18 protein-coding genes are annotated in these 19,678 nt (G+C 37.0%); 7 read left to right on the top strand and 11 right to left on the bottom strand.

Annotation, left to right across the window (positions count from 1 at the left end):
* Window positions 1-60 precede the first annotated feature (60 nt).
* Window positions 61-1,179 (top strand): molecular chaperone DnaJ, encoded by a 1,119-nt coding sequence (gene dnaJ, locus ACQWU4_RS15385; protein ID WP_429936626.1) that lies wholly within the window; start codon window positions 61-63, stop codon window positions 1,177-1,179.
* 105 nt (window positions 1,180-1,284) lie between these two features.
* On the opposite strand, the gene ACQWU4_RS15380 is transcribed toward dnaJ, so the two are convergent.
* Complete coding sequence (locus ACQWU4_RS15380; protein WP_429936625.1) at window positions 1,285-2,184, bottom strand: DUF808 domain-containing protein; 900 nt, start codon at window positions 2,182-2,184, stop codon at window positions 1,285-1,287.
* 165 nt (window positions 2,185-2,349) lie between these two features.
* Between ACQWU4_RS15380 and ACQWU4_RS15375 the strand changes: the two genes are divergently transcribed.
* Together ACQWU4_RS15375 and ACQWU4_RS15370 are read left to right on the top strand one after the other, a co-directional pair.
* The gene (locus ACQWU4_RS15375) at window positions 2,350-3,741 is read left to right on the top strand and encodes a serine hydrolase (RefSeq protein WP_429936624.1); all 1,392 of its coding nucleotides are present in this window, start codon (window positions 2,350-2,352) and stop codon (window positions 3,739-3,741) included.
* 81 nt (window positions 3,742-3,822) lie between these two features.
* The gene (locus tag ACQWU4_RS15370; RefSeq protein WP_429936623.1) at window positions 3,823-4,692 is read left to right on the top strand and encodes an alpha/beta hydrolase; all 870 of its coding nucleotides are present in this window, start codon (window positions 3,823-3,825) and stop codon (window positions 4,690-4,692) included.
* 38 nt (window positions 4,693-4,730) lie between these two features.
* Here ACQWU4_RS15370 and ACQWU4_RS15365 read toward each other — a convergent pair whose 3' ends face one another.
* The 6 genes from ACQWU4_RS15365 to ACQWU4_RS15340 form a co-directional block, all read right to left on the bottom strand.
* The gene (locus ACQWU4_RS15365) at window positions 4,731-5,426 is read right to left on the bottom strand and encodes a DedA family protein (RefSeq protein ID WP_429936622.1); all 696 of its coding nucleotides are present in this window, start codon (window positions 5,424-5,426) and stop codon (window positions 4,731-4,733) included.
* Window positions 5,427-5,513: 87 nt separating this feature from the next.
* Window positions 5,514-6,626, bottom strand: a complete 1,113-nt coding sequence (prfB, locus tag ACQWU4_RS15360) for a peptide chain release factor 2 (protein WP_184161135.1) — start codon at window positions 6,624-6,626, stop codon at window positions 5,514-5,516.
* Window positions 6,627-6,730: 104 nt separating this feature from the next.
* On the bottom strand, window positions 6,731-7,768 hold the full coding sequence (locus ACQWU4_RS15355) for a tetratricopeptide repeat protein (protein ID WP_429936621.1): 1,038 nt from the start codon (window positions 7,766-7,768) through the stop codon (window positions 6,731-6,733).
* A 15-nt stretch (window positions 7,769-7,783) separates the two neighbouring features.
* On the bottom strand, window positions 7,784-8,890 hold the full coding sequence (locus tag ACQWU4_RS15350; RefSeq protein ID WP_429936620.1) for an NAD(P)/FAD-dependent oxidoreductase: 1,107 nt from the start codon (window positions 8,888-8,890) through the stop codon (window positions 7,784-7,786).
* Window positions 8,891-9,009: 119 nt separating this feature from the next.
* Window positions 9,010-10,374: an ATP-binding protein gene (locus tag ACQWU4_RS15345; RefSeq protein WP_429936619.1), complete on the bottom strand. Its 1,365-nt coding sequence runs from the start codon at window positions 10,372-10,374 to the stop codon at window positions 9,010-9,012.
* Between the two features lie 132 nt (window positions 10,375-10,506).
* Entirely contained in the window at window positions 10,507-11,502 is a 996-nt protein-coding gene (locus tag ACQWU4_RS15340) for an alpha/beta fold hydrolase (protein ID WP_429936618.1), read from the bottom strand.
* A 181-nt stretch (window positions 11,503-11,683) separates the two neighbouring features.
* Here ACQWU4_RS15340 and ACQWU4_RS15335 point away from each other — a divergent pair, with 181 nt between their 5' ends.
* The 3 genes from ACQWU4_RS15335 to ACQWU4_RS15325 all read left to right on the top strand — a co-directional run bounded on the left by ACQWU4_RS15335 (window position 11,684) and on the right by ACQWU4_RS15325 (window position 14,207).
* Complete coding sequence (locus tag ACQWU4_RS15335; RefSeq protein WP_429936617.1) at window positions 11,684-12,595, top strand: ABC transporter ATP-binding protein; 912 nt, start codon at window positions 11,684-11,686, stop codon at window positions 12,593-12,595.
* Window positions 12,588-13,433: an ABC transporter permease gene (locus ACQWU4_RS15330; protein ID WP_429936616.1), complete on the top strand. Its 846-nt coding sequence runs from the start codon at window positions 12,588-12,590 to the stop codon at window positions 13,431-13,433. Before ACQWU4_RS15335 ends, ACQWU4_RS15330 begins: the two co-directional genes overlap by 8 nt.
* Window positions 13,434-13,574: 141 nt before the next feature.
* Window positions 13,575-14,207, top strand: a complete 633-nt coding sequence (locus tag ACQWU4_RS15325) for a hypothetical protein (protein ID WP_429936615.1) — start codon at window positions 13,575-13,577, stop codon at window positions 14,205-14,207.
* A 44-nt stretch (window positions 14,208-14,251) separates the two neighbouring features.
* Here ACQWU4_RS15325 and msrB read toward each other — a convergent pair whose 3' ends face one another.
* The 4 genes from msrB to ACQWU4_RS15305 all read right to left on the bottom strand — a co-directional run bounded on the left by msrB (window position 14,252) and on the right by ACQWU4_RS15305 (window position 16,732).
* On the bottom strand, window positions 14,252-15,349 hold the full coding sequence (gene msrB, locus ACQWU4_RS15320; protein ID WP_429936614.1) for a peptide-methionine (R)-S-oxide reductase MsrB: 1,098 nt from the start codon (window positions 15,347-15,349) through the stop codon (window positions 14,252-14,254).
* Window positions 15,350-15,359: 10 nt separating this feature from the next.
* Window positions 15,360-15,812 (bottom strand): DUF417 family protein, encoded by a 453-nt coding sequence (locus ACQWU4_RS15315; protein WP_429936613.1) that lies wholly within the window; start codon window positions 15,810-15,812, stop codon window positions 15,360-15,362.
* 79 nt (window positions 15,813-15,891) lie between these two features.
* A complete protein-coding gene (locus tag ACQWU4_RS15310; protein WP_429936612.1) occupies window positions 15,892-16,164 on the bottom strand; it encodes a hypothetical protein in 273 nt (90 codons plus the stop codon).
* A gap of 13 nt (window positions 16,165-16,177) precedes the next feature.
* On the bottom strand, window positions 16,178-16,732 hold the full coding sequence (locus ACQWU4_RS15305) for a sigma-70 family RNA polymerase sigma factor (RefSeq protein WP_429936611.1): 555 nt from the start codon (window positions 16,730-16,732) through the stop codon (window positions 16,178-16,180).
* 297 nt (window positions 16,733-17,029) lie between these two features.
* On the opposite strand from ACQWU4_RS15305, the gene alaS reads away from it, so the two are divergent.
* Window positions 17,030-19,633: an alanine--tRNA ligase gene (gene alaS / locus ACQWU4_RS15300; RefSeq protein ID WP_429936610.1), complete on the top strand. Its 2,604-nt coding sequence runs from the start codon at window positions 17,030-17,032 to the stop codon at window positions 19,631-19,633.
* Window positions 19,634-19,678: the final 45 nt, after the last annotated feature.

The raw sequence follows: 19,678 nt of genomic DNA, 5'->3' as shown, positions 1-19,678 counted from the left end.
AGTGGTGAATGATAAATGATGAAACAGTATATCATTCATCAATAATCAATTATAAGCATTATGTCAAAAAGAGATTATTACGAAGTTCTTGAGATCAGTAAATCTGCATCGGCCGACGAGATAAAGAAATCATACCGAAAAATGGCCATCAAATATCACCCGGATAAAAATCCAGGTGACAAAGAGGCTGAGGAAAAATTTAAAGAAGCTGCTGAGGCGTATGAAGTACTGAGCGACGATCAGAAACGTGCCAGATATGACCAGTTCGGACATGCCGGAATGGGTGGTAATGGTGGTTTCGGAGGCGGAGGCTTCGGCGGAGGCATGAACATGGAGGATATTTTCAGCCAGTTTGGAGATATTTTCGGTGGAGGCTTCGGAGGCTTTGGTGGAGGTGGCGGAGGACGCCAGCAGGTGAAAGGTTCCAATTTAAGAATCAGGATCAAACTGAATCTTGAAGAAATGGTAAACGGGACCCAGAAAACCATCAAAGTAAAGAAAATGAAGATGGCGGAAGGTGCCACTTCAAAAATATGTCCTACCTGTAATGGTTCCGGTGTTCAGCTTAAAGTAATGAACACGATGTTCGGGCAGATGCAGACACAGACAACCTGCGGTACCTGTCAGGGAATCGGAAAAGTGGCAGATAAAATTCCTGCAGGGGCTAATGCACAGGGACTTATCAAAGATGAAGAAGAAATTTCCATCAATATTCCGGCAGGGGCAAGAGACGGCATCCAGCTTAATGTAAGAGGAAAAGGAAATGATGCTCCTTTCGGCGGAATTCCGGGAGATCTGTTGGTGATCATTGAAGAAGAAGTAGATAAAACTATTAAAAGAGAAGGAGATAATCTTCACCAGGAATTATATGTTTCGTTTGCAGAAGCAGCTTTAGGAACTAAGAAAGAAGTTCCTACAGTAGGCGGTAAAGTTAAAATTACTGTTGATCCGGGAACACAGTCCGGAAAGATCCTCAGACTGGCAGGAAAAGGCCTTCCAAGCATCGACAGCTATGGAAAAGGAGATATGTTCATTCACATCAATGTATGGACTCCTCAGAAACTGACGAAGGATCAGAAAGATTTCTTTGAAAAGCAGATGTCAAGCGGAGAAATGGTTGCAGAACCTTCCGGAAAGGAAAAAACTTTTTTTGATAAAGTGAAAGATTTATTCAATTAATATATGGAGAGGCTTTGCAAAGAGCCTCTTTTTTATTGAAATAAAAAAACTCAGCGGTGATTTACTGCTAAGTTTTTTTGTTGTTATATCTTTCTTTAATTGATATTATTTTTTGATGGCAAGCGAATAGATTTTTTTTCCTACTGTAAAAATAGCTACAGCACCTAATCCACCTGCAAGTCCAAGAAGAATTTCTTTTAAAATAGTAAGAAACTCATTCGAAGACCAGGAAGGTAAAACATGATGAAGAAATTCTACTCTATGAGCAAAAATACCGCCGGCTACCATAATTAAAGCAATTGTACCGATAACTCCCAAAGCCTTAATTACAATAGGCAAAGCTTTTACCAATAAATGTCCAAGTTTTCCAAAAAAACCTTTGTCATTACTTTTTTTGATTAGTTTAAATCCTGCATCATCCATTCTTACGATCAAAGCAACAATTCCGTAAACTCCTACTGTAGCTATAAAGGCCACCAGACTCGTTACAAGAATCTGTGTAATGAAAGGGTGATTCTCTTCCAAAACCGTTCCCAAAGCAATGATGACAATCTCAATAGATAAAATAAAATCTGTAGTAATAGCCGATTTTACCTTTGCTTTTTCTATTTCTTCATCACTTTTTTCGTCTTCTATAATTTCCTCCACCACTTCATAGCCTTCTTTTTCCCGGTGAAAAAGAAATTCTATAATTTTTTCAACGCCTTCAAAAGCCAGATATAAACCTCCCAGAATCAATACATAGTTAATTGCAGGGGGATAGAGCCAGTTGAGAAGGAATACAACAGGAAGAATGATCAGCTTATTAATGAAAGAACCTTTTGTAATTGCCCATAAAACCGGAATTTCCCTTGAAGAAAGGAAACCTGTGGCTTTCTCTGCATTCACAGCCAGGTCATCCCCCAGAATGCCGGCCGTTTTCTGTGTTGCTATTTTACTTGTCACTGCTACATCATCCATCAGCGCAGCAATATCATCTAAAATTGCAAAAAAACCAGATGCCATATTATTTTAATATTTTTTTAATATATGTTAAGTCGAGCAAAAATAATTATTAAAATCTATTTTTATTTATTTCTGTATATTAAATTTAAATATTTTATGAGATAAACTGCTTATCTGAACAAAACTCTGCTTATTTTTATCCTGTTTTTTCACAACAACACTATCATGAGCTGCAAATATTATATTTTCTTTTTAGGATGTATGACTTTTATATTCAGTACATTCTGCTCTCCGTACAAAGCACAGAATAAAACGGATATAACCAGGGAAAACCTTGAAAAGAAAAAACAGGAAATAGATGATATCATCAAAGCTTATGCTGCAATCAACAAATTTAACGGAACAGCGCTAATTCATGATCAGCATAAAACGATTTTCGAAAGGTCTTATGGCTGGCAAAACGCAGAGAAGAAAATCCTTAATCAAAACAACAGTATTTACCAGATTGCTTCTTTAACGAAATCTTTTACTGCGTTAACCATTATCAAGCTCAGCGAAGAAGGAAAACTCTCCGTGAAAGATCCTATTTCTAAATTTATCCCTAAATATCCCAGAGGAAATGAAATTACGGTTGAACATTTACTCACCCACACTTCGGGAATTTATGAACCTCTGAGAAACAAAGACTATTTCCGGCTTCTTCATACCGGAGAAAAGATTAGCAGGGATCAGGAAATTTCCTTTTTTAAGGATGAACCTTTGGATTTTGAACCCGGCACTCAGTTTTCATATACCAACTCAGGATATATTCTGCTCGGAGCCATTATTGAAAAAATTACGGGTCTTTCTTATGAAAATGCTGTAAGAAAAATCATTTTAAATCCGTTAAAAATGACTCATACCGGCTTTGACTATCCAGCGTTGAAAAGTCCGGACAAAACAGTTCCTTATGCTTACCTCTCAAAAACAAAACAGGAAAAAACAGAAATATGGAATCCTGAATTAACACGCTCTGCAGGGCAGATTTACAGTACAGCTCAAGATTTATACAAATATTACGAAGGGCTTAGAGATTATAGAATTGTGTCGAAAGAAAGTTTTAAAAAAGTGACCACTCCTTTTCTAAGCGGTTATGGCTATGGCTGGTTCATAGATGATCTTTACGGAAAAAAAGTGATCAATCACGGAGGAAATATCGAAGGGGCAACAAGCTATCTGGCAATGCTTCCCGAAGATGATATCTGCGTTATACTGCTTAACAATATCACCAGCAAAAAACTGGAAAAGGCTGGAAATACTATTCTGGCAGCACTTTTAAACCAATCTTATGATCTTCCGAAACCTAAAAAAGAGGTTGCGCCGGATGATTCAATACTAAAAAAATATGCGGGCAATTATGAGCTTTCGGAAGGTAATGTGATTCATATTCTGTATGACAACGGCCGTCTTTTCCTTCAGAATAATAATGAACCAAAAGTAAAAATGTTCGCAGAAAGTAACGATTCTTTCTTTCTGCAGGATGATGACAGTGAAATCACATTTATTTTCAAGGAAGGTGAAAAAGGTGTGATTACCATCAAAAAAGGGCTTTCATCAAAAACCGGGGAGAAGCAATAAACGGTAAAGAATTATTAATTGCATGGTAAAAATCATATCTTTATCTGCAGATATCAGCTGTATTTTCTCTAATTTTAATATATGAAAACGCTTGTTCTCAGATACCATTTTTTCATTGTAGGATGTCTCAGTTTCCTGTTGCAGTCGTGTAATACAAAATTCAGGGTTTGGGTAGGTACAGGGGGACAGCAGAAAATTTACAATCTAAAATACGGGGAACATAAAAGACAGAAAATGGATGTCTTTCTTCCGTTGGATTATGCAGAAAATACACCTGTAGTTCTTATTGTTCACGGCGGTGCATGGACTATCGGAAAAAAAGAACATATGATCCAGATTCAGAAAATGCTTTTTGAACATAAAATTCCAAGCATTAACATGAATTACAGGCTGGTTTCAAAACGGAAAAAAATTACCTATAAGCAACAGCTGGAAGATATTGGCTTTGCTATGGAAAAGTTTAATACTCTGGCCGAAAAAGCGGAACTTCAACCCAACAATTATATTCTGCTTGGCGAAAGTGCCGGAGGACATCTTGCCCTTCTCTATGGCTATAAGCATCCTGAACAGGTAAAAAAAATCATTTCAATGAGTGGTCCAACAGATTTTTACAGTCCGGAGTATCTTGACTCATTCTATTCAAAATATACTTCCCCCACTTTTCAGAAAGTAGTCGGGACAAAATTTGACCGTAAAAATGTATCCGAAGCCTTTAAGGAAGCAAGTCCTATTGCCAATATATCCAACGTACCTACGTTACTGTTTCAGGGAAATACTGATTTCCTGGTGAATCAGCATCAGGGATTGTCAATGGATTCTGCACTTACAAAACAAAATGTACCTCACAAACTTGTTTTCATGAAAAAAACGGGCCATGTTCCTAGGTTTTTCAGCAAAATAAAAAGAGACAGCATTATCTATCCGAACATTCTGGAATGGATAAAAAAATAACCTGCAAAAAGCAGGTTATCTATATTTTGTAATTTTTCTTATTCAAAGTCTTTGTCTTCGTATTTGGAAATATTATCTTTCTTGCCGAAAACAAATTTGATGATCACCGGAAGCGTTGTTACCAGAACAATGATAATAATAATCAGTTCCAGTTTCTCTTTCAGGTTGATTCCGAACTGTTCCTGGAAAAGCTTATCCAGATAATGTCCGGCAAAGATCAGGATAAATGACCAAAGAATCGCTCCGATAATATTATCTCTTAAGAATTCTTTTTTGTCCATTTTTACGATACCTGCAACAATCGGAGTAAATGTTCTTACTACAGGTAAAAATCTGGCCATAATGATTGCCAGTGCACCGTGCTTTTCAAAAAAGTCGTGTGCCTGATAAAGATATTTCTTTTTAAACAGCATGGTATCTTGCTTTTTGTATAAAGCAGGACCAGTTTTCACCCCAAAATAGTAACCAATTTCATTTCCGATAATGGCAGCAAGCGCTACACAGGAAGCCAGAATAGTTGTATCCAAGAAATCGCTCCCTGTGGAGCCGAAAGTCTCTTTGATGATTTCAACAGCATAAATTCCCGACACAAACAGTAATGAATCTCCAGGTAGAAAAAATCCTACAAAAAGACCTGTTTCCGCAAAAATAATAAACAATATAAGCCAGAATCCACCCATTTTAATGTAAAACTCGGGATTCAGTAAATCTCTCCAACTATTGAAATCTTCCATATATAACGATTAACAACAAAAATAAGGGTAAAAAGTCTGAAACAAAAATTAATTATAAGATTTTAACTAAAATACAGACATGATATTTTACAAGTCCAGATCATCATCTGAAACAGCAGTACCATCAGCCATCAGAAAGGCTTTCAGGAATGGTGTGATATTTCCGTTCATCACGGAATCCACGTCTGAAGTTTCATGGGCGGAACGGACATCTTTCACCAGTTTATACGGATGCATCACGTAATTTCTGATCTGGCTGCCCCACTCTATTTTCATCTTATTGGCTTCTATCTCGTTTCTTGCCTTCATTCGTGCCTCAAGTTCCATTTCATAAAGTCTTGAACGAAGGAGCTGCATCGCTTTTTCCTTATTCTGAAGCTGAGAGCGGGATTCGGAGTTTTCAATAATAATTCCGGTTGGCGCGTGGCGAAGACGTACGGCAGTTTCCACTTTGTTTACGTTCTGTCCTCCGGCACCGGATGATCTCATGGTTTCAAAGGAAATATCAGCAGGATTAATATTGATTTCAATGGTATCATCCACTAAAGGATATACATATACGGAAACGAAACTGGTGTGCCGTTTTGCATTACTGTCAAAAGGTGAAATTCTTACCAGCCTGTGTACCCCGTTCTCTCCTTTCAGGTATCCGAAAGCGTATTCGCCATCAATTTCAAGGGTAACGGTTTTTACTCCGGCTACATCTCCTTCCTGGAAGTTAAGCTCACGGATTTTGTAGCCCTGTTTTTCAGCCCACATAGTATACATTCTCATCAGCATTGATGCCCAGTCGCAACTTTCCGTACCACCGGCTCCTGCTGTGATCTGAAGAACTGCAGAAAGCTCGTCTCCTTCATTGGAAAGCATATTCTTAAATTCCAGATCTTCTATTTTTTCTACAAGCTGCGGGAATGTTTCATCCAGCTCTTTTTCAGAGTCCGGATCTTCTTTGGCAAATTCTGCAAGAACCTGCAGGTCTTCAAACTGGGTGCTGATTTCTTCATAATCTTCCACCCATTTCTTTTTGGAACGGAGCTGCTTCAGGAAAACTTCTGCTTCCTTAGGATTATCCCAAAATTCAGGGGCAGCAGTTTTTTCATCATCATTCGATATTTCTATCTTCTTTTTTTCAATCTGAAGGTATTTATATAAGTCGCCGATTCTGGACTGGACTTCTTTTATCTGGTCGTTGTTGATCACGAAATTTTAATTTTATGCAAAAATACGGATAAAATTATGAGTAATGAATAATAGGTAATGAGTAATAAAAATTTCAATCCATTTATATTGACTCGTTTTGTTTTCTATTTCAATTTATCTGTAAAGTCTTCAATCAAAGAATCTATAGTATTTCCATAGATCGTCTTTGCATTTTCATAGGTCTGGTTATTATTAAGTTCAAGAAATCTGGCTTTATCATAATTGATTAAATACTGTACAAATGCTCCTGAAACCGGATACAAAACTTCATTGCCGGATTTCTGATTTTCGGCCCATACTTTTTTGATGTCGATGGGCGATTTTTTATAAACTTCTTTAGCAGTCTCCAATTTATTATTTTCATTTTGGTCAAAGCATACTCCTATTCCTTCATTAATAAATTCCGTTCTGATCTTTCCTTTATTTCCCTGCCAAAAACTAAGATTATGAGTTATTTCATGCCCTGCAGTCTGATTCAAACGGTTATGGGAAACACAGTAATTGGCCAGAGTGAATCCTAAGCTTCGTTTCAGAAACTGGTTATACACGTCATTGGAGCCCCAGACAAAAAAATCAATTTTCTTCGGCAGTTTGGTTTCAAAAAATTCGTTCACTTTTACAAAGGCTTTTTGCCGGGTTTTTACAATTTTATTCCTGGTTTCCTGGTTGATGGAAGGATCGAAATGAAATATCATATTTTCAGTTTCTATGGTAGTCCACTGATCATAAAAACTGTCAAAGCCCAATACCTTTCCTAAATTGTCCAGTTCCACTACTGTTTTTTCCTGTGCATTAATTTTTTTTGCCTGATCATAGTACTTCCTTGAAGTTTCTTTATCATCCAAACCATAATTGGCTACCATTAACTGCATAAATGTCCAGCTTTTCTGTTCGTCACTTTCTGCTATAACCTCAAGCTTTTTTGAATATGGAAGAGCTTTCTGAAAATCTCCAAGACTGTTATAAGATGCAGATATAATGAGATTGGCCTCAAAATCACCGGAATTATTTTCAAGTACTTTTTGTCCCAGGGAAAGAGCTTCTTTATAATTTTTGGTTTTAAATGCAGTTGTCATTTCTTTTTTCTGCGAAAAGCAAAGGACTGAACCGGCCAGCCCGCAAATAAGTAGTATTTTTTTCATCGTTTGTGTGTTGTATCAAATCATTTCAGCAACAATTTCTCCAATTTCCGGAGCCAGTGCCACTCCCATTCCTGAAAGTCTTACGGCACAAAACTGTCTTTCTGAAAGCTGTTTTACAATGGGTGTTTTTTCTGAACCCATAGCCATGATCCCTGACCACCGTAAAGATATTTTAACTTGCTGATCCGGCAGAATGACTTCCTTCAAAAAGTTCTCTAAATGGTTCTGCAGAAATTCTGTGGTTTCAAAATCGGTTGTTTCTTCGGTTTTAAAATCCTGATTTCTTCCGCCACCTAAAAGAACCCTGTTTCCAAGATTCCTGAAATAATAAAACCCTTCATCATAATGGAATGTACCTCTAAGCTTCAACCCCTCAATAGGTTCTGTTAAAAGAATCTGTCCCCTTGCAGGAATAATCTCCTCTTTTTCAAGAAAATTTGAACTGAATGCATTGGTGCAGTAAATAATTTTGTCAGCTTTTATGGAAAGATCTTCCGAAATATGAATCGCTACTTCTTCAGTATTTTCATCAATAGTTTTGATTTCTGTCCCAAAAAGAAATTCCACTTTCAGCCCGTAGCATTTTTCCAAAAGCTTCTGCAACAACTTTCCGGAGTGCAGACTTCCCTCACAGGGATTTTCGATCAGAAACTCAGATTTTCCCAAGCCGAATTCTTCGATCTTCTCCTGATTAAGGAAATAAGTTTTATCAAGACCTGTTATCGCTTTCAGTTTTTCATTTACAATATCTAATTGTTGTAAAGATTCACCATTATTTAAAATTTCGTATCCGCCGTTCAGGTCAAAATCTATTTCGTCGTTTCTGAAATATTTTCTGATTTTCTGAAGTCCTCCGAACCTCATCTTAACCAATTCCAGTGTCTTTTCCCAACCCATTTTCTGAGAATCGGCAATAACTTCCGTTAAGCTTCCAAAACATGCAAAACCTGCATTCCGGGTTGAGGCACCCAACGGAATGGTATTTCTTTCAATTATTAAAACAGACTTTTCCGGATATTTTTCCTTGATGGATATGGCAGTCCAAAGCCCGGAAAATCCGGCTCCAATAATGACAATCTCTCTTTTTCTGTAAAAGGTTTCGAGTTCCCAGATGCTGTTCATTTTTTGTAGAATGTAAAAGGTATTAATGTATTAATGAATGATGAAGTGTATTTTTGAGAATAAAGATTCTTATCCCTTAAAACTCTCCAACTTTCAAACCCTAAACTCAACAACCCGCATTATCCCTGTCCAACATTTCCTTCTTCTTCCCCATTATGCTGAAACCCAATTGCTCTTCTTGGCTCTTCAACGGCTTTATAGGTATCCAGTTCTTTTTTGAGAGCCTGGATTCTGAATTTGAATTCATCAAAATTGTTGATAATAGTATCTGCCAAAAATCTGGCAATCTGGTCCAGATATTCTTCTGTGAGTTTTCCGGCAGCATCTCTAAGTGCAGCATCCAGAAGCTTCTGGTCAATCTTGATATTTTCATTTCTGGTTTGCTGGTATTGATTTTTAAGGCGTTTTTTAAGACTCTGTGTAAAATCAATGAGCATGGTGTTACTGAATGCCTTCATTTTGGAAGAAACCTCATGCCAGAACGGCACTTTATCAGCTTTATTCTTTTTGAGAATCTTATAAAGAAGAGAGTCTTCTTCAAGCTCCCTGGTCATGGCGTAAAGGATAATTTCCGAACGTTCTGCCGCATTAGGCGGGAATATCGGAATCATCACATCAAATCTTCCCGGAGCAAGAATTTCTTCGTCAATTTCCGAAACGGAATTTGCTGAACCTACCATCAATAGCTCTTCTTTTTCAAATTTTCCGATATAATGCAGGATCAGTTCCTGGGTTTCCAGATTACAGGAAGCAACATCTGTTTCTGCTCTTCTTTCCATCATAATTTCATCAAAATCATCCAGGAAAAGCAATACTTTTTCTTCTTTCATCATGGTAAGAAGGAAATCGTTGAAATTTGTTTTATTCCCGTCTATGAAAGATGTTCCCAGGTAGTGTTTTTTGACTTCTTTAAACTGGTATCCGATAATCTCTGCAATTTTAGTAGCCCAGAATATTTTTCCACTTCCCGGAGGACCATAAAGGACAATTCCTGCCGGCTTATGAATACCCCAGTCTTTAATCTGCTGTGGATTTAAAAATGGCTCTAAAACTGATGATATATAAAAAAATAAATCCCTGTACCCAATAAAATCTCTGTGCTGAAGGCTGGTTTTGTGCCCGAAGTAATCATAAACAAACTGGTAATTGCCACCAAGTTTATTATCAATACCATAGCTTGAGATGGACGAACGGAAAAATCCGTTATCAAAAATATTGGGGTTGGTTTCTTTAATGGCTTCCTCTACTTTTTCTTTAGGCTGATTGATTACCTCAGCAATCTGTTCCAGGGTTTTATTTTTGTCCAGATCTTTTTCATAAAGCTTCAAAAAATCCAGGTTTTCGCGGGCAAACTTTTCGAAATCTTCTTTCACTTCGAAGTTTGTACTGATGCAGGCTCCAAGTTCAAGATCAAAATCCTGAATAAACTGTTTGATGGCTTCTGCTGAAACATTAAGCTCCTTAGCTAACTCAATTAACTTCATAAACTACCGATTAATTCTATCAAATGTAAATATTTTAATTTTGAAAATGTATTGATATATGTTAAAATAAGCAGTTATCTGAAGTTAAAGGTTTTACCGTTGCCTGAAATTAAAGACAGGTTCATCGTAATTTTACTTCTCTGAAACTTTTTTCACCATTTCATTGACAGCATCTTCAATGATCTTTGGCTGATCCTGATTAATATAATGACCTCCTACGGATGAAACGATCTGTTTGCTGTCCGTAGATAAATTAAGTAGATCTTTCTGCATTTTTTCCCAGGCTCCAAGCATTTCAGCTTTTATTCTTTCATCTTTAATAAAACTGTCGTATCTCGTTTTATTGTCTGCCGTAATGACATACAAAGGAACTGAACCGAAAGAATTGATCGCTGCAGCTTCTTTTTTAATGGATTTCATATGGTCCTGCTCTTCCAGTGTAGCATCTGCACTTTTGTAAAGCAGTGCGGGCATGACAGTATTCTGATATTTATACTGAGCATCTGCCGGAAACATATTTTTAAACATAAGCCTTGCAGCTCCAAAAGTGTTGGCAAATTTTAAAAATCCGCCGGGCAGCCCCTGATTCACCATTTTATACAGTTCAGGAGACAGGTATTTTTCATCAGAGGGATACTGGCTGTCTACCAATATGACTCCTGCAACATCCTGAGGATATTTCTGAACAAAAAAACGGGTAAGCATTCCTCCAAAAGAGTGCCCGACCAGAATATACGGTTTAGGAGCCTTTGATTTTTCCAAAAGGATATGAAGTTCTTCGGCTATTTTGTCACCGGCTTTGGGATTGGTTCCTCTTTCACTCCATAAAATTCCGGATCTGTCATAGGAAAAAGTAGTATAAGTTTTGGGAAGATTCTTCTGAATATGATACCATTGAAGATGTCCGGCGGGATCAAAAGCAGTTTCAAAAACTACAGTCGGGCCACCTGTTCCTTCTTTCAGATAATGCATCTTATGATTTTCAACGTCTGCAAACTGGCCGTCAGCCTGAATTTTTTCAGCTTTTGCCCTGGATATTTTCTCAAAAACAAACCCTGCAATCAACAGCAGAACGAGGATTAAAAACAGCAGCATGAATAATCTTTTGATCCATTTTATAATTTTCATAGTTATATAGTTTAATATGATGTTTCCAATAAGTACTTTTTCTTTGCAAATAGTTACAATCATAAAACAATGATATTCTGAATCTTATTACATCCAATCCTAAAACGAATCAGGTAAAAAGGTTGCAGAAATTGTAACAATCTCAAAATTACATAGACTACTACTATGTAAAACAAATTACATGGAAAAAATTTTGTCAGTAAAGAATTTAACCAAAAAATTCAAGAGAACTGTAGTGAATAATATTTCCTTTGATGTGGAAAGAGGAAATGTTTATGGTTTATTAGGCCCCAACGGAAGCGGAAAGTCTACTACCTTCGGAATGCTTTTGTCCACCATTAATCCTACCAGCGGAGACTGGTATTGGTTTGGGCAAAAGGGAACGAATCCGGATATACTGAAAAAAATAGGAGCTATTATTGAACAGCCTAATTTTTACCCTTATCTGGATGCTGAAACGAACCTGAGAATTGTAGCTGAGATTAAAGGAACTCCATATACAAGGATTGACGAAGTCCTGAAAACAGTAGGGCTTCTGGAAAGAAAAAAAGATGCTTTCAAAACCTATTCTTTGGGAATGAAGCAGCGTCTGTCCATAGCATCGGCCATGCTGAACAATCCGGAGGTTATGATCCTTGATGAACCTACCAACGGACTGGATCCTGAAGGAATCATCCAGATCAGAGAGATCATAAGTAATATTGCCAAACAGGGCATTACCATTATCATTGCAAGCCATCTTCTGGACGAAATAGAAAAGATCTGCAGCCATGTGATTGTTTTGAAAGAAGGAAATTCTATTTATTGCGGAAGAGTGGATGAAATAACATCCAATAACGGATATTTTGAATTAAAGGCTGATAATAATACACTGCTTTTAAATGCTCTGGAAGAACTTCAATGGTTCAGTGCTGTAAAAGCTGATGGGGAAATCATTAAAGCCCAGATCCGTGAGGATGCTTCTATATCTGCTTCAACATTAAATCAGAAACTTGCTGAAAAAGGAATTTATCTTTCTCATCTGACGAAGAAAAAACTGTCTCTGGAGTCTCAATTCCTTGAACTTGTAAAAAACACGAATACCCATGCTTAAATTATTAAAACTAGAATATTATAAAAACCTGAACTACAGACCGTTCAAGGTTTTCACGATCTTATACTTTGCCATTCTGATTGCACTTCTCTTCATTGGGCTAGTAGATCTGAATATTTTCGGAGGCACAATCAACTTAAAGGAACAGGGGATTTATAATTTCCCGGAAATCTGGAACTTTACCACATGGATTGTCGCATTACTGAAAGTATTTCTGGGGCTGATCCTTGTTTTTTCGATCTCTCAGGAGTTCACGAACAGAATGTTTAAACAGAATACTATTGACGGGCTTAGCAGAAAGGAATTCATCGGATCGAAGCTTTTAACCATCACTATTTTTACAGCGGTTTCCACATTGATTGTATTTGTGATTACTATGTTTCTGGGGTATCAATATTCTAAGGTAACGGATGCCTCAAAGGTTTATGAAGAGGTTTATTATATCGGAAATTACTTTGTGAAGCTGTTTACATTCTTCTGTTTCCTGATGTTTCTTTCGGTACTGCTAAGGAAATCCATGTTTGTATTTCTTGGTTTCTTTGCCTATTGGGTTGCTGAAAAGGTTCTTACAGGTATAGAAGCTTATCAGAAATTAACAGGAATACAGGAAGAACAAAGGAAAGCAATACTGGAAAATGATTTTTTCGTTACCAGCCTTTTACCATTGGAAAGTATGTCAAACCTGATCCCTAATCCGTTAATGCGATTGGATATGGTCAAAATAATGGGTGTAAAATATACTGCTCACTACCCTACAGAAAGTATGTTTGCCTGTATTATCTGGTGTGTAATCTTTATCGGAGCTTCTTACTGGATTCTGAGAAAAAGAGATTGGTAGGTTTTGGAGCTGAAAGATGAATAATTAAAAAAATAAGTGGTCCTTTGGATCACTTTTTTTGTTTTTATGGCTAAAATGTTAAAAATAGTATCTCATCGTTTGGATATTGAATTTTTCATTAATTTTATGAAAAGGGTGAACATGAAAAAAATCTATTATTTTCCCGGGCTGATCAGCGCTGTATTAATTCCGGTGCTCTTCTGGTATTACGGAAATCAAAGGGTTCACCCGCAGTATACCGTAATGGATCTTGGAATTCCTGCTAAAGAAAAGTATAATCATACTCTTGACAATACTTTTGAACCATACAGAAACTGGAATTATAAAAAGATAATTGTAAAACCCAATACAGCTCTTCAAAACCAACAATTTTATGTTTCGGAACTGAAAAAACTCCAGGCAAATAATGAAAAAGAAACCGGAATAGAGTTTATTATTGATGATCATAACAGTTATCAGGATTTTATAGCTTTAATTGATGCTATGACGCTTTCCGGGCAGGAATCCTACGGTGTGGATATGGGAAAAACCGATCATTTTTTTGCTGTTCATTTCTATAAAGATCCCAATACAATTGAAAAAAGACACGGAATTGATTGTGGAACCATAGATGCAACTGTTTTCTACACGGTGGATGATCATTATAAAGGCATTGAGAAATTCAAATATTTACTCGAACTGCCTAAAAAATCTTATTATATTGTCTTCGGATTTTTACTGTTTCTAAATATTTCCATGCTCAGTATCAAAGAAAGATTTCAAATCTCCCATTAATTAAATAAAAAAAGACCACTTTTCAGCGGTCTTTCTCTTTATCATTACTTCTTATCCAGCAAAGAGATATAATCTCCGTAGCCTTTTTTCTCCATTTCAGCTTTCGGAATAAACTTCAGCGAAGCACTGTTGATACAGTAACGAAGTCCGCCTTTATCCGTAGGTCCGTCTGTGAAAACGTGTCCGAGGTGGGCATCTCCCGTTTTACTTCTTACTTCCACTCTGGTCATTCCTGCAGATCTGTCCAGTTTTTCATCAATCAGCTTTTTGGTGATTGGTTTTGAGAAGCTTGGCCATCCGCATCCTGACTCAAATTTATCGGTTGAAATAAACAATGGTTCACCAGTTGTGATATCTACATAAATTCCTTCACGGGTTTCGTTCCAGTATTCATTTTGGAAAGGTCTTTCTGTTGCATTTTCCTGAGTAACATTGTACTGTTCAGCAGTCAGTTTTTCTTTCAGAACTTTTTTATCCTGCTTCTGATATTTTGCTTTAGGAAGCGGGTTTGCATTTTTAGCCATTTCAAAAAGTCCCGGCTCGATATGACAATAGCCTCCCGGATTTTTATCCAGATAATCCTGATGATAATCTTCAGCTTTGTAGAAATTTTTCAAAGGAATGGTTTCTACCAGAACAGGACTGCTGTAATTCTTAGACAATTTTTGAACTTCTTCTTTTACAATTGCTTCTGTAGCCTTATCAGTTGAATAAATTCCCGTTCTGTACTGATCTCCCCTGTCATTCCCCTGTTTGTTTAAACTTGTCGGATCAATTGTTTTAAAATACAGATCAATTAAAAGTTTAAGATCAACCTGCTCCGGATCATATTTTACCTTTACCGTTTCTGCAAAACCTGTGGAATGGCTTACTACCTCTTCATAAGTAGGATTTTCCTTGTTTCCGTTGGCATATCCAACTTCCGTTCCTACAACACCACGGATCTGCTGAAAAAAGTGTTCCGTACCCCAAAAACATCCTCCTGCAAAATAAATTTCTCTGACATTTTTATTATCCATAATTTCCTGATTTTCTTTTTCTTTTGTTAATTCTTCAGACTTAGTGTTTTTAAAAAGTCCCGATCCGGCAGCAAAAACTGCGATACCCAGAATAATTCCGAGCACGATAAATATATTTTTCATTTTTTTCTTTTTATCCATTATTTCTATTGTTTTGAACGATCATCAATCCGAATCCTAACAGCATGAGATCTTTTAATATAAAGAAGTCTGTGACAGGCACACCGTCCACTGTTTTCCAGATTCCGGGTGTAGTGAAAAGATAACTCAACGTGATCAGAAATGTGATCACCATCCCGATCCCGGCATACTTCTTTAATGATGCAAATTTCACACTAAATATCAGTAATAATGCAATGATAATTTCTATCACTCCGATAGCATTTGACACCGTTTGAGCATCCGCTATTTTATATACGAAAAAAGTGAGAAAATGGTTTTCCACCAAAGGTTTGATTGCTGCAGCTTCAGTAGGAGTGAATTTAAATATCCCGATCCAGAATAAAATAAGAGCAGCCCCAAAGAGCGAAATATAATACCCTGCTTTGTACGTCAGGGATTCGAAGTTAAGTTGTGATGTTCCCATGTCTTTAAGATTTTGAATGATACTTTATTGTTTTCAAAAGTATAGTCGGAAACATTCCAAAATCCTGACACTATTTTTTCTAAATATCTAATTTTTTAAAAATCTTATTCTTAACTTGCTGAATATCAGAATTATTAATTTCTATATTTTCTTTATAAGAAAGTTTTCTTTTCAAAATATCATCTAAAATTTTAAGCTTTTCTTCATAAGCCTTACACCATTTACAGATTTTCAGGTGCATGGAAAGCCGCCAGTCTTCCCTTGGGGAGATGGATTTTGCATTCCTTTTTTCCATCAGCATCGTAGCTTTGCTGCATGGCAGGAACAGAATATGAATAAGTCTTCTCAACATTTTTATGATATGGTTATAGTTTGGCAAACCAGTTGACATCAAGGCATTCCCTCAGCTGCATTCTTCCTCTCTGAAGGATCTTCCAAAGATTAGTCGCAGAAACCTGCAATTCCTGACTCACTTCCGGTGCTTTTTTTTCTTCAAGATAATACATTTTCAACGGAATCTTCCATCTGGCGGGCAAATCTTCGATACAGTCTTCCAGAGTTTTATTAAAATCTTTATTATCCAAAAGTTCCGGTTCTTTCTCTGAAACATCCCAGTCATTCAGAACACCGTCATTTTTCCAGGAACCTGTTTCATCAAAGAAATGATCCAGTTTTATCTCCGGTTCTGATTTATATTTTTTTCTGTAGAAATCTGCGGCCTTTCTTTTTAAAATGGTCGTCAGCCAGGTCAACGGTTCACTTTTCCCCTCAAAAGAATCATAGGACGAAAATGCAGCTAAAAAAACATCCTGCACCAGATCTTCCGCTTCCAATTTATCTGAAAGCAGATAGACTGCTCTTTTCAGAAGAGGTCCGGAATACTGCTCTATCCAGCTTTTCAGCACTTCGTTTTTCGTCATTTCTTATCCTTTAATATGATCAAAAACTACAGATTTACTAATCCGGCAGATCAATATCTGCAGAGTCTTTATTTAATATTAGAACGAATATAGAAAGTTAAATGATACCAAGCAAAATTTATCACAAATGGAATTACAAGCTATGATGTAAGCAAACTTCTTTACATTTTGTTTTTACTTTTAATAAGCTGTATCCGGCACCATTCAAAACATAGCATAAAATTATTACAAATCACCTAAAAACATTAAATTTGCATCTTATCAAAAATCTGATAGTTTTAAAAGCAAAGCAATACTATGACATCACAAGAGATACGTCAAAAATTTTTAGATTATTTTAAAAGTAAAGACCACCTTATCGTTCCTTCAGCTCCTATTGTGCTGAAAGACGACCCTACCCTTATGTTTTCCAACTCCGGAATGACGCAGTTTAAGGATTTTTTCTTAGGCTACAAAACACCTACGGCCCCTAGAATTGCCGATACACAGAAATGTCTGAGAGTTTCCGGGAAACATAACGATCTGGATGATGTAGGTAGAGATACTTACCACCATACCATGTTTGAAATGTTGGGGAACTGGTCTTTCGGTGATTATTTCAAAAAAGATGCTATTGCTTTTGCCTGGGAATTGCTGACTGAAGTATTCGGGATTCCAAAAGAAAATTTATATGTAACCATTTTTGAAGGTGATGCTTCTGAAAATCTTGAAAGAGATCAGGATGCTTACGATTTCTGGAAATCTCATATTTCGGAAGACAGAATCATCAACGGAAACAAAAAAGACAATTTCTGGGAAATGGGTGAAAGCGGACCTTGCGGACCTTGCTCAGAAATTCACGTTGATTTAAGAAGTGAAGAGGAAAAAGCTAAAGTTTCCGGACTTGATCTGGTAAACAACGACCATCCTCAGGTAGTGGAAGTATGGAACCTGGTTTTCATGGAATTCAACAGAAAAGCAGATAAATCTCTTGAAAAACTTCCTGCACAGCATGTGGATACAGGAATGGGCTTTGAACGTCTTTGTATGGCGCTTCAGGGAAAGTCTTCCAATTATGATACAGACGTTTTCACACCGCTTATTGCCAAAGTGGAAGAACTTTCAGGTAAAAAATATACCGGAATTTTAGAAGACGAAAAAGATATTGCGATCCGTGTTGTGGTAGATCACATCAGAGCGGTTGCTTTTGCTATTGCAGACGGGCAGCTTCCTTCAAACGGTGGTGCAGGTTATGTAATCAGAAGGATTTTAAGAAGAGGAATTTCATATTCTTACAGATTCCTTGGTATGAAAGAACCTTTCCTTTACAAACTTGTTGCTGTGCTTCAGGAGCAGATGGGGCCTTTCTTCCCTGAGATTGAAAAGCAGGGAAAACTGGTTGCTGAAGTAATCAAAAGTGAGGAAGATTCATTCCTAAAAACGATTGAAAACGGATTGATCAGAGTTGAAAAATTAATTCAGCAGACTATTGCCGATAATTCAAAAGTATTGCCAAGTGAGGAAGTTTTTGAATTATATGATACTTACGGATTCCCTGATGATTTAACGAGAATTATTGCTGAAGAAAAAGGTCTGACGATTGATCAAGACGGATTTAAAGCAGAAATGGAAAAACAGAAGCTCCGTTCAAAAGCTGATTCTGCACAAAAAGTTTACGACTGGGTAACTTTAGAGGAAAGAAGTGAAAACTTTGTAGGCTATGACCAGATTGAAGCTGAAACCTATATTACAAGATACAGAAAAGTAGAAAATAAAGACGGGGAATTTTACCAGGTGGTATTGAGCAACTCCCCTTTCTATCCAGAAGGCGGAGGTCAGGTTGGAGATAAAGGAGTTCTGGAAAATGCAACTGAAAATTTTGAAGTTTTAGAAACCAAAAAAGAGAACGGACTGATTATTTCTTTAATCAACGGTCTTCCGAAAGATGCAGGAGCTGTATTCTATGCTAAAGTGGATGCAGCTGACAGAAAAAATTCACAGGCTAACCACTCTGTAACCCACCTTTTACATGAAGCGTTAAGAGAAGTTCTGGGAACTCACGTTGAGCAGAAAGGTTCTTATGTTGGTCCTGATTACCTTCGTTTCGACTTCTCTCATTTCAACAAAATGACCGAGGAAGAACTGGCTCTGGTAGAAGAAAAAGTAAATCATAAGATCAAGGAAAGTATTGCTTTACAGGAATTCAGAAGCATTCCTATTCAGGAAGCTTTGGATAAGGGAGCTATGGCTTTGTTCGGTGAAAAATACGGTGACAATGTGAGAATGATCCAGTTTGGAAGCTCTAAGGAACTTTGCGGTGGAACTCACGTAAAAAATACCATTGAGATCGGTCATTTCAAGATTGTTTCTGAAGGTTCTGCAGCAGCAGGGATCAGAAGAATTGAAGCAATTTCCGGAGATAAATCTGATGAATATTTCAAAAATTTAGAAAACCAGATTACCGAGCTTTCTCAATTGCTGAAATCAAAAGACGTTGTAAAATCCATTGAAAAGCTGATTGAAGAAAATGCTTCATTAAAAGCTGAAGTTGAAGGATTCAAAAAAGAAAAAGCAAAAGGAGAAATCGGTGAATGGAAAAATGCTTACGAGCAGAAAGGGAACAAACAGTTACTGGTGAAGAAAACTTCTCTGGATGCCGGTTCTGTAAAAGATATTGTTTTCCAGCTGAAAAGAGAGATTCCAGCTTCGGTAACGATTATTCTTTCTGATGCAGACGGAAAACCAATGATCACAGTAGGTGTTTCTGATGATCTGGCAGCAGATTATCAGGCAGGAACTATTGTAAAAGATCTGGCAAAAGAAATCCAGGGCGGCGGCGGCGGAAACCCAGGTTTTGCAACAGCTGGCGGTAAAAACCTTGACGGTTTGGAAAATGCTTACCAAAAAGCTTTAACTATTTAGGATTAATCATTCTTTATAATAAACATTCAACTCCCGAGATCTTCG

Source organism: Chryseobacterium sp. MIQD13 (assembly GCF_050496705.1).
Lineage (GTDB): Bacteria > Bacteroidota > Bacteroidia > Flavobacteriales > Weeksellaceae > Chryseobacterium.
Note: the sequence above shows the minus strand (reverse complement) of the source record. Positions and strands in the feature narration are given on the sequence as shown.

Coding starts and splice junctions, on each gene's coding strand:
- dnaJ (WP_429936626.1), top strand. CDS start 61: ATGTCAAAAAGAGATTATTACGAAGTTCTTGAGATCAGTAAATCTGCA.
- ACQWU4_RS15380 (WP_429936625.1), bottom strand. CDS start 2,184: ATGGCATCTGGTTTTTTTGCAATTTTAGATGATATTGCTGCGCTGATG.
- ACQWU4_RS15375 (WP_429936624.1), top strand. CDS start 2,350: ATGAGCTGCAAATATTATATTTTCTTTTTAGGATGTATGACTTTTATA.
- ACQWU4_RS15370 (WP_429936623.1), top strand. CDS start 3,823: ATGAAAACGCTTGTTCTCAGATACCATTTTTTCATTGTAGGATGTCTC.
- ACQWU4_RS15365 (WP_429936622.1), bottom strand. CDS start 5,426: ATGGAAGATTTCAATAGTTGGAGAGATTTACTGAATCCCGAGTTTTAC.
- ACQWU4_RS15355 (WP_429936621.1), bottom strand. CDS start 7,768: ATGAAAAAAATACTACTTATTTGCGGGCTGGCCGGTTCAGTCCTTTGC.
- ACQWU4_RS15350 (WP_429936620.1), bottom strand. CDS start 8,890: ATGAACAGCATCTGGGAACTCGAAACCTTTTACAGAAAAAGAGAGATT.
- ACQWU4_RS15345 (WP_429936619.1), bottom strand. CDS start 10,374: ATGAAGTTAATTGAGTTAGCTAAGGAGCTTAATGTTTCAGCAGAAGCC.
- ACQWU4_RS15340 (WP_429936618.1), bottom strand. CDS start 11,502: ATGAAAATTATAAAATGGATCAAAAGATTATTCATGCTGCTGTTTTTA.
- ACQWU4_RS15335 (WP_429936617.1), top strand. CDS start 11,684: ATGGAAAAAATTTTGTCAGTAAAGAATTTAACCAAAAAATTCAAGAGA.
- ACQWU4_RS15330 (WP_429936616.1), top strand. CDS start 12,588: ATGCTTAAATTATTAAAACTAGAATATTATAAAAACCTGAACTACAGA.
- ACQWU4_RS15325 (WP_429936615.1), top strand. CDS start 13,575: ATGAAAAAAATCTATTATTTTCCCGGGCTGATCAGCGCTGTATTAATT.
- msrB (WP_429936614.1), bottom strand. CDS start 15,349: ATGAAAAATATATTTATCGTGCTCGGAATTATTCTGGGTATCGCAGTT.
- ACQWU4_RS15315 (WP_429936613.1), bottom strand. CDS start 15,812: ATGGGAACATCACAACTTAACTTCGAATCCCTGACGTACAAAGCAGGG.
- ACQWU4_RS15310 (WP_429936612.1), bottom strand. CDS start 16,164: ATGTTGAGAAGACTTATTCATATTCTGTTCCTGCCATGCAGCAAAGCT.
- ACQWU4_RS15305 (WP_429936611.1), bottom strand. CDS start 16,732: ATGACGAAAAACGAAGTGCTGAAAAGCTGGATAGAGCAGTATTCCGGA.
- alaS (WP_429936610.1), top strand. CDS start 17,030: ATGACATCACAAGAGATACGTCAAAAATTTTTAGATTATTTTAAAAGT.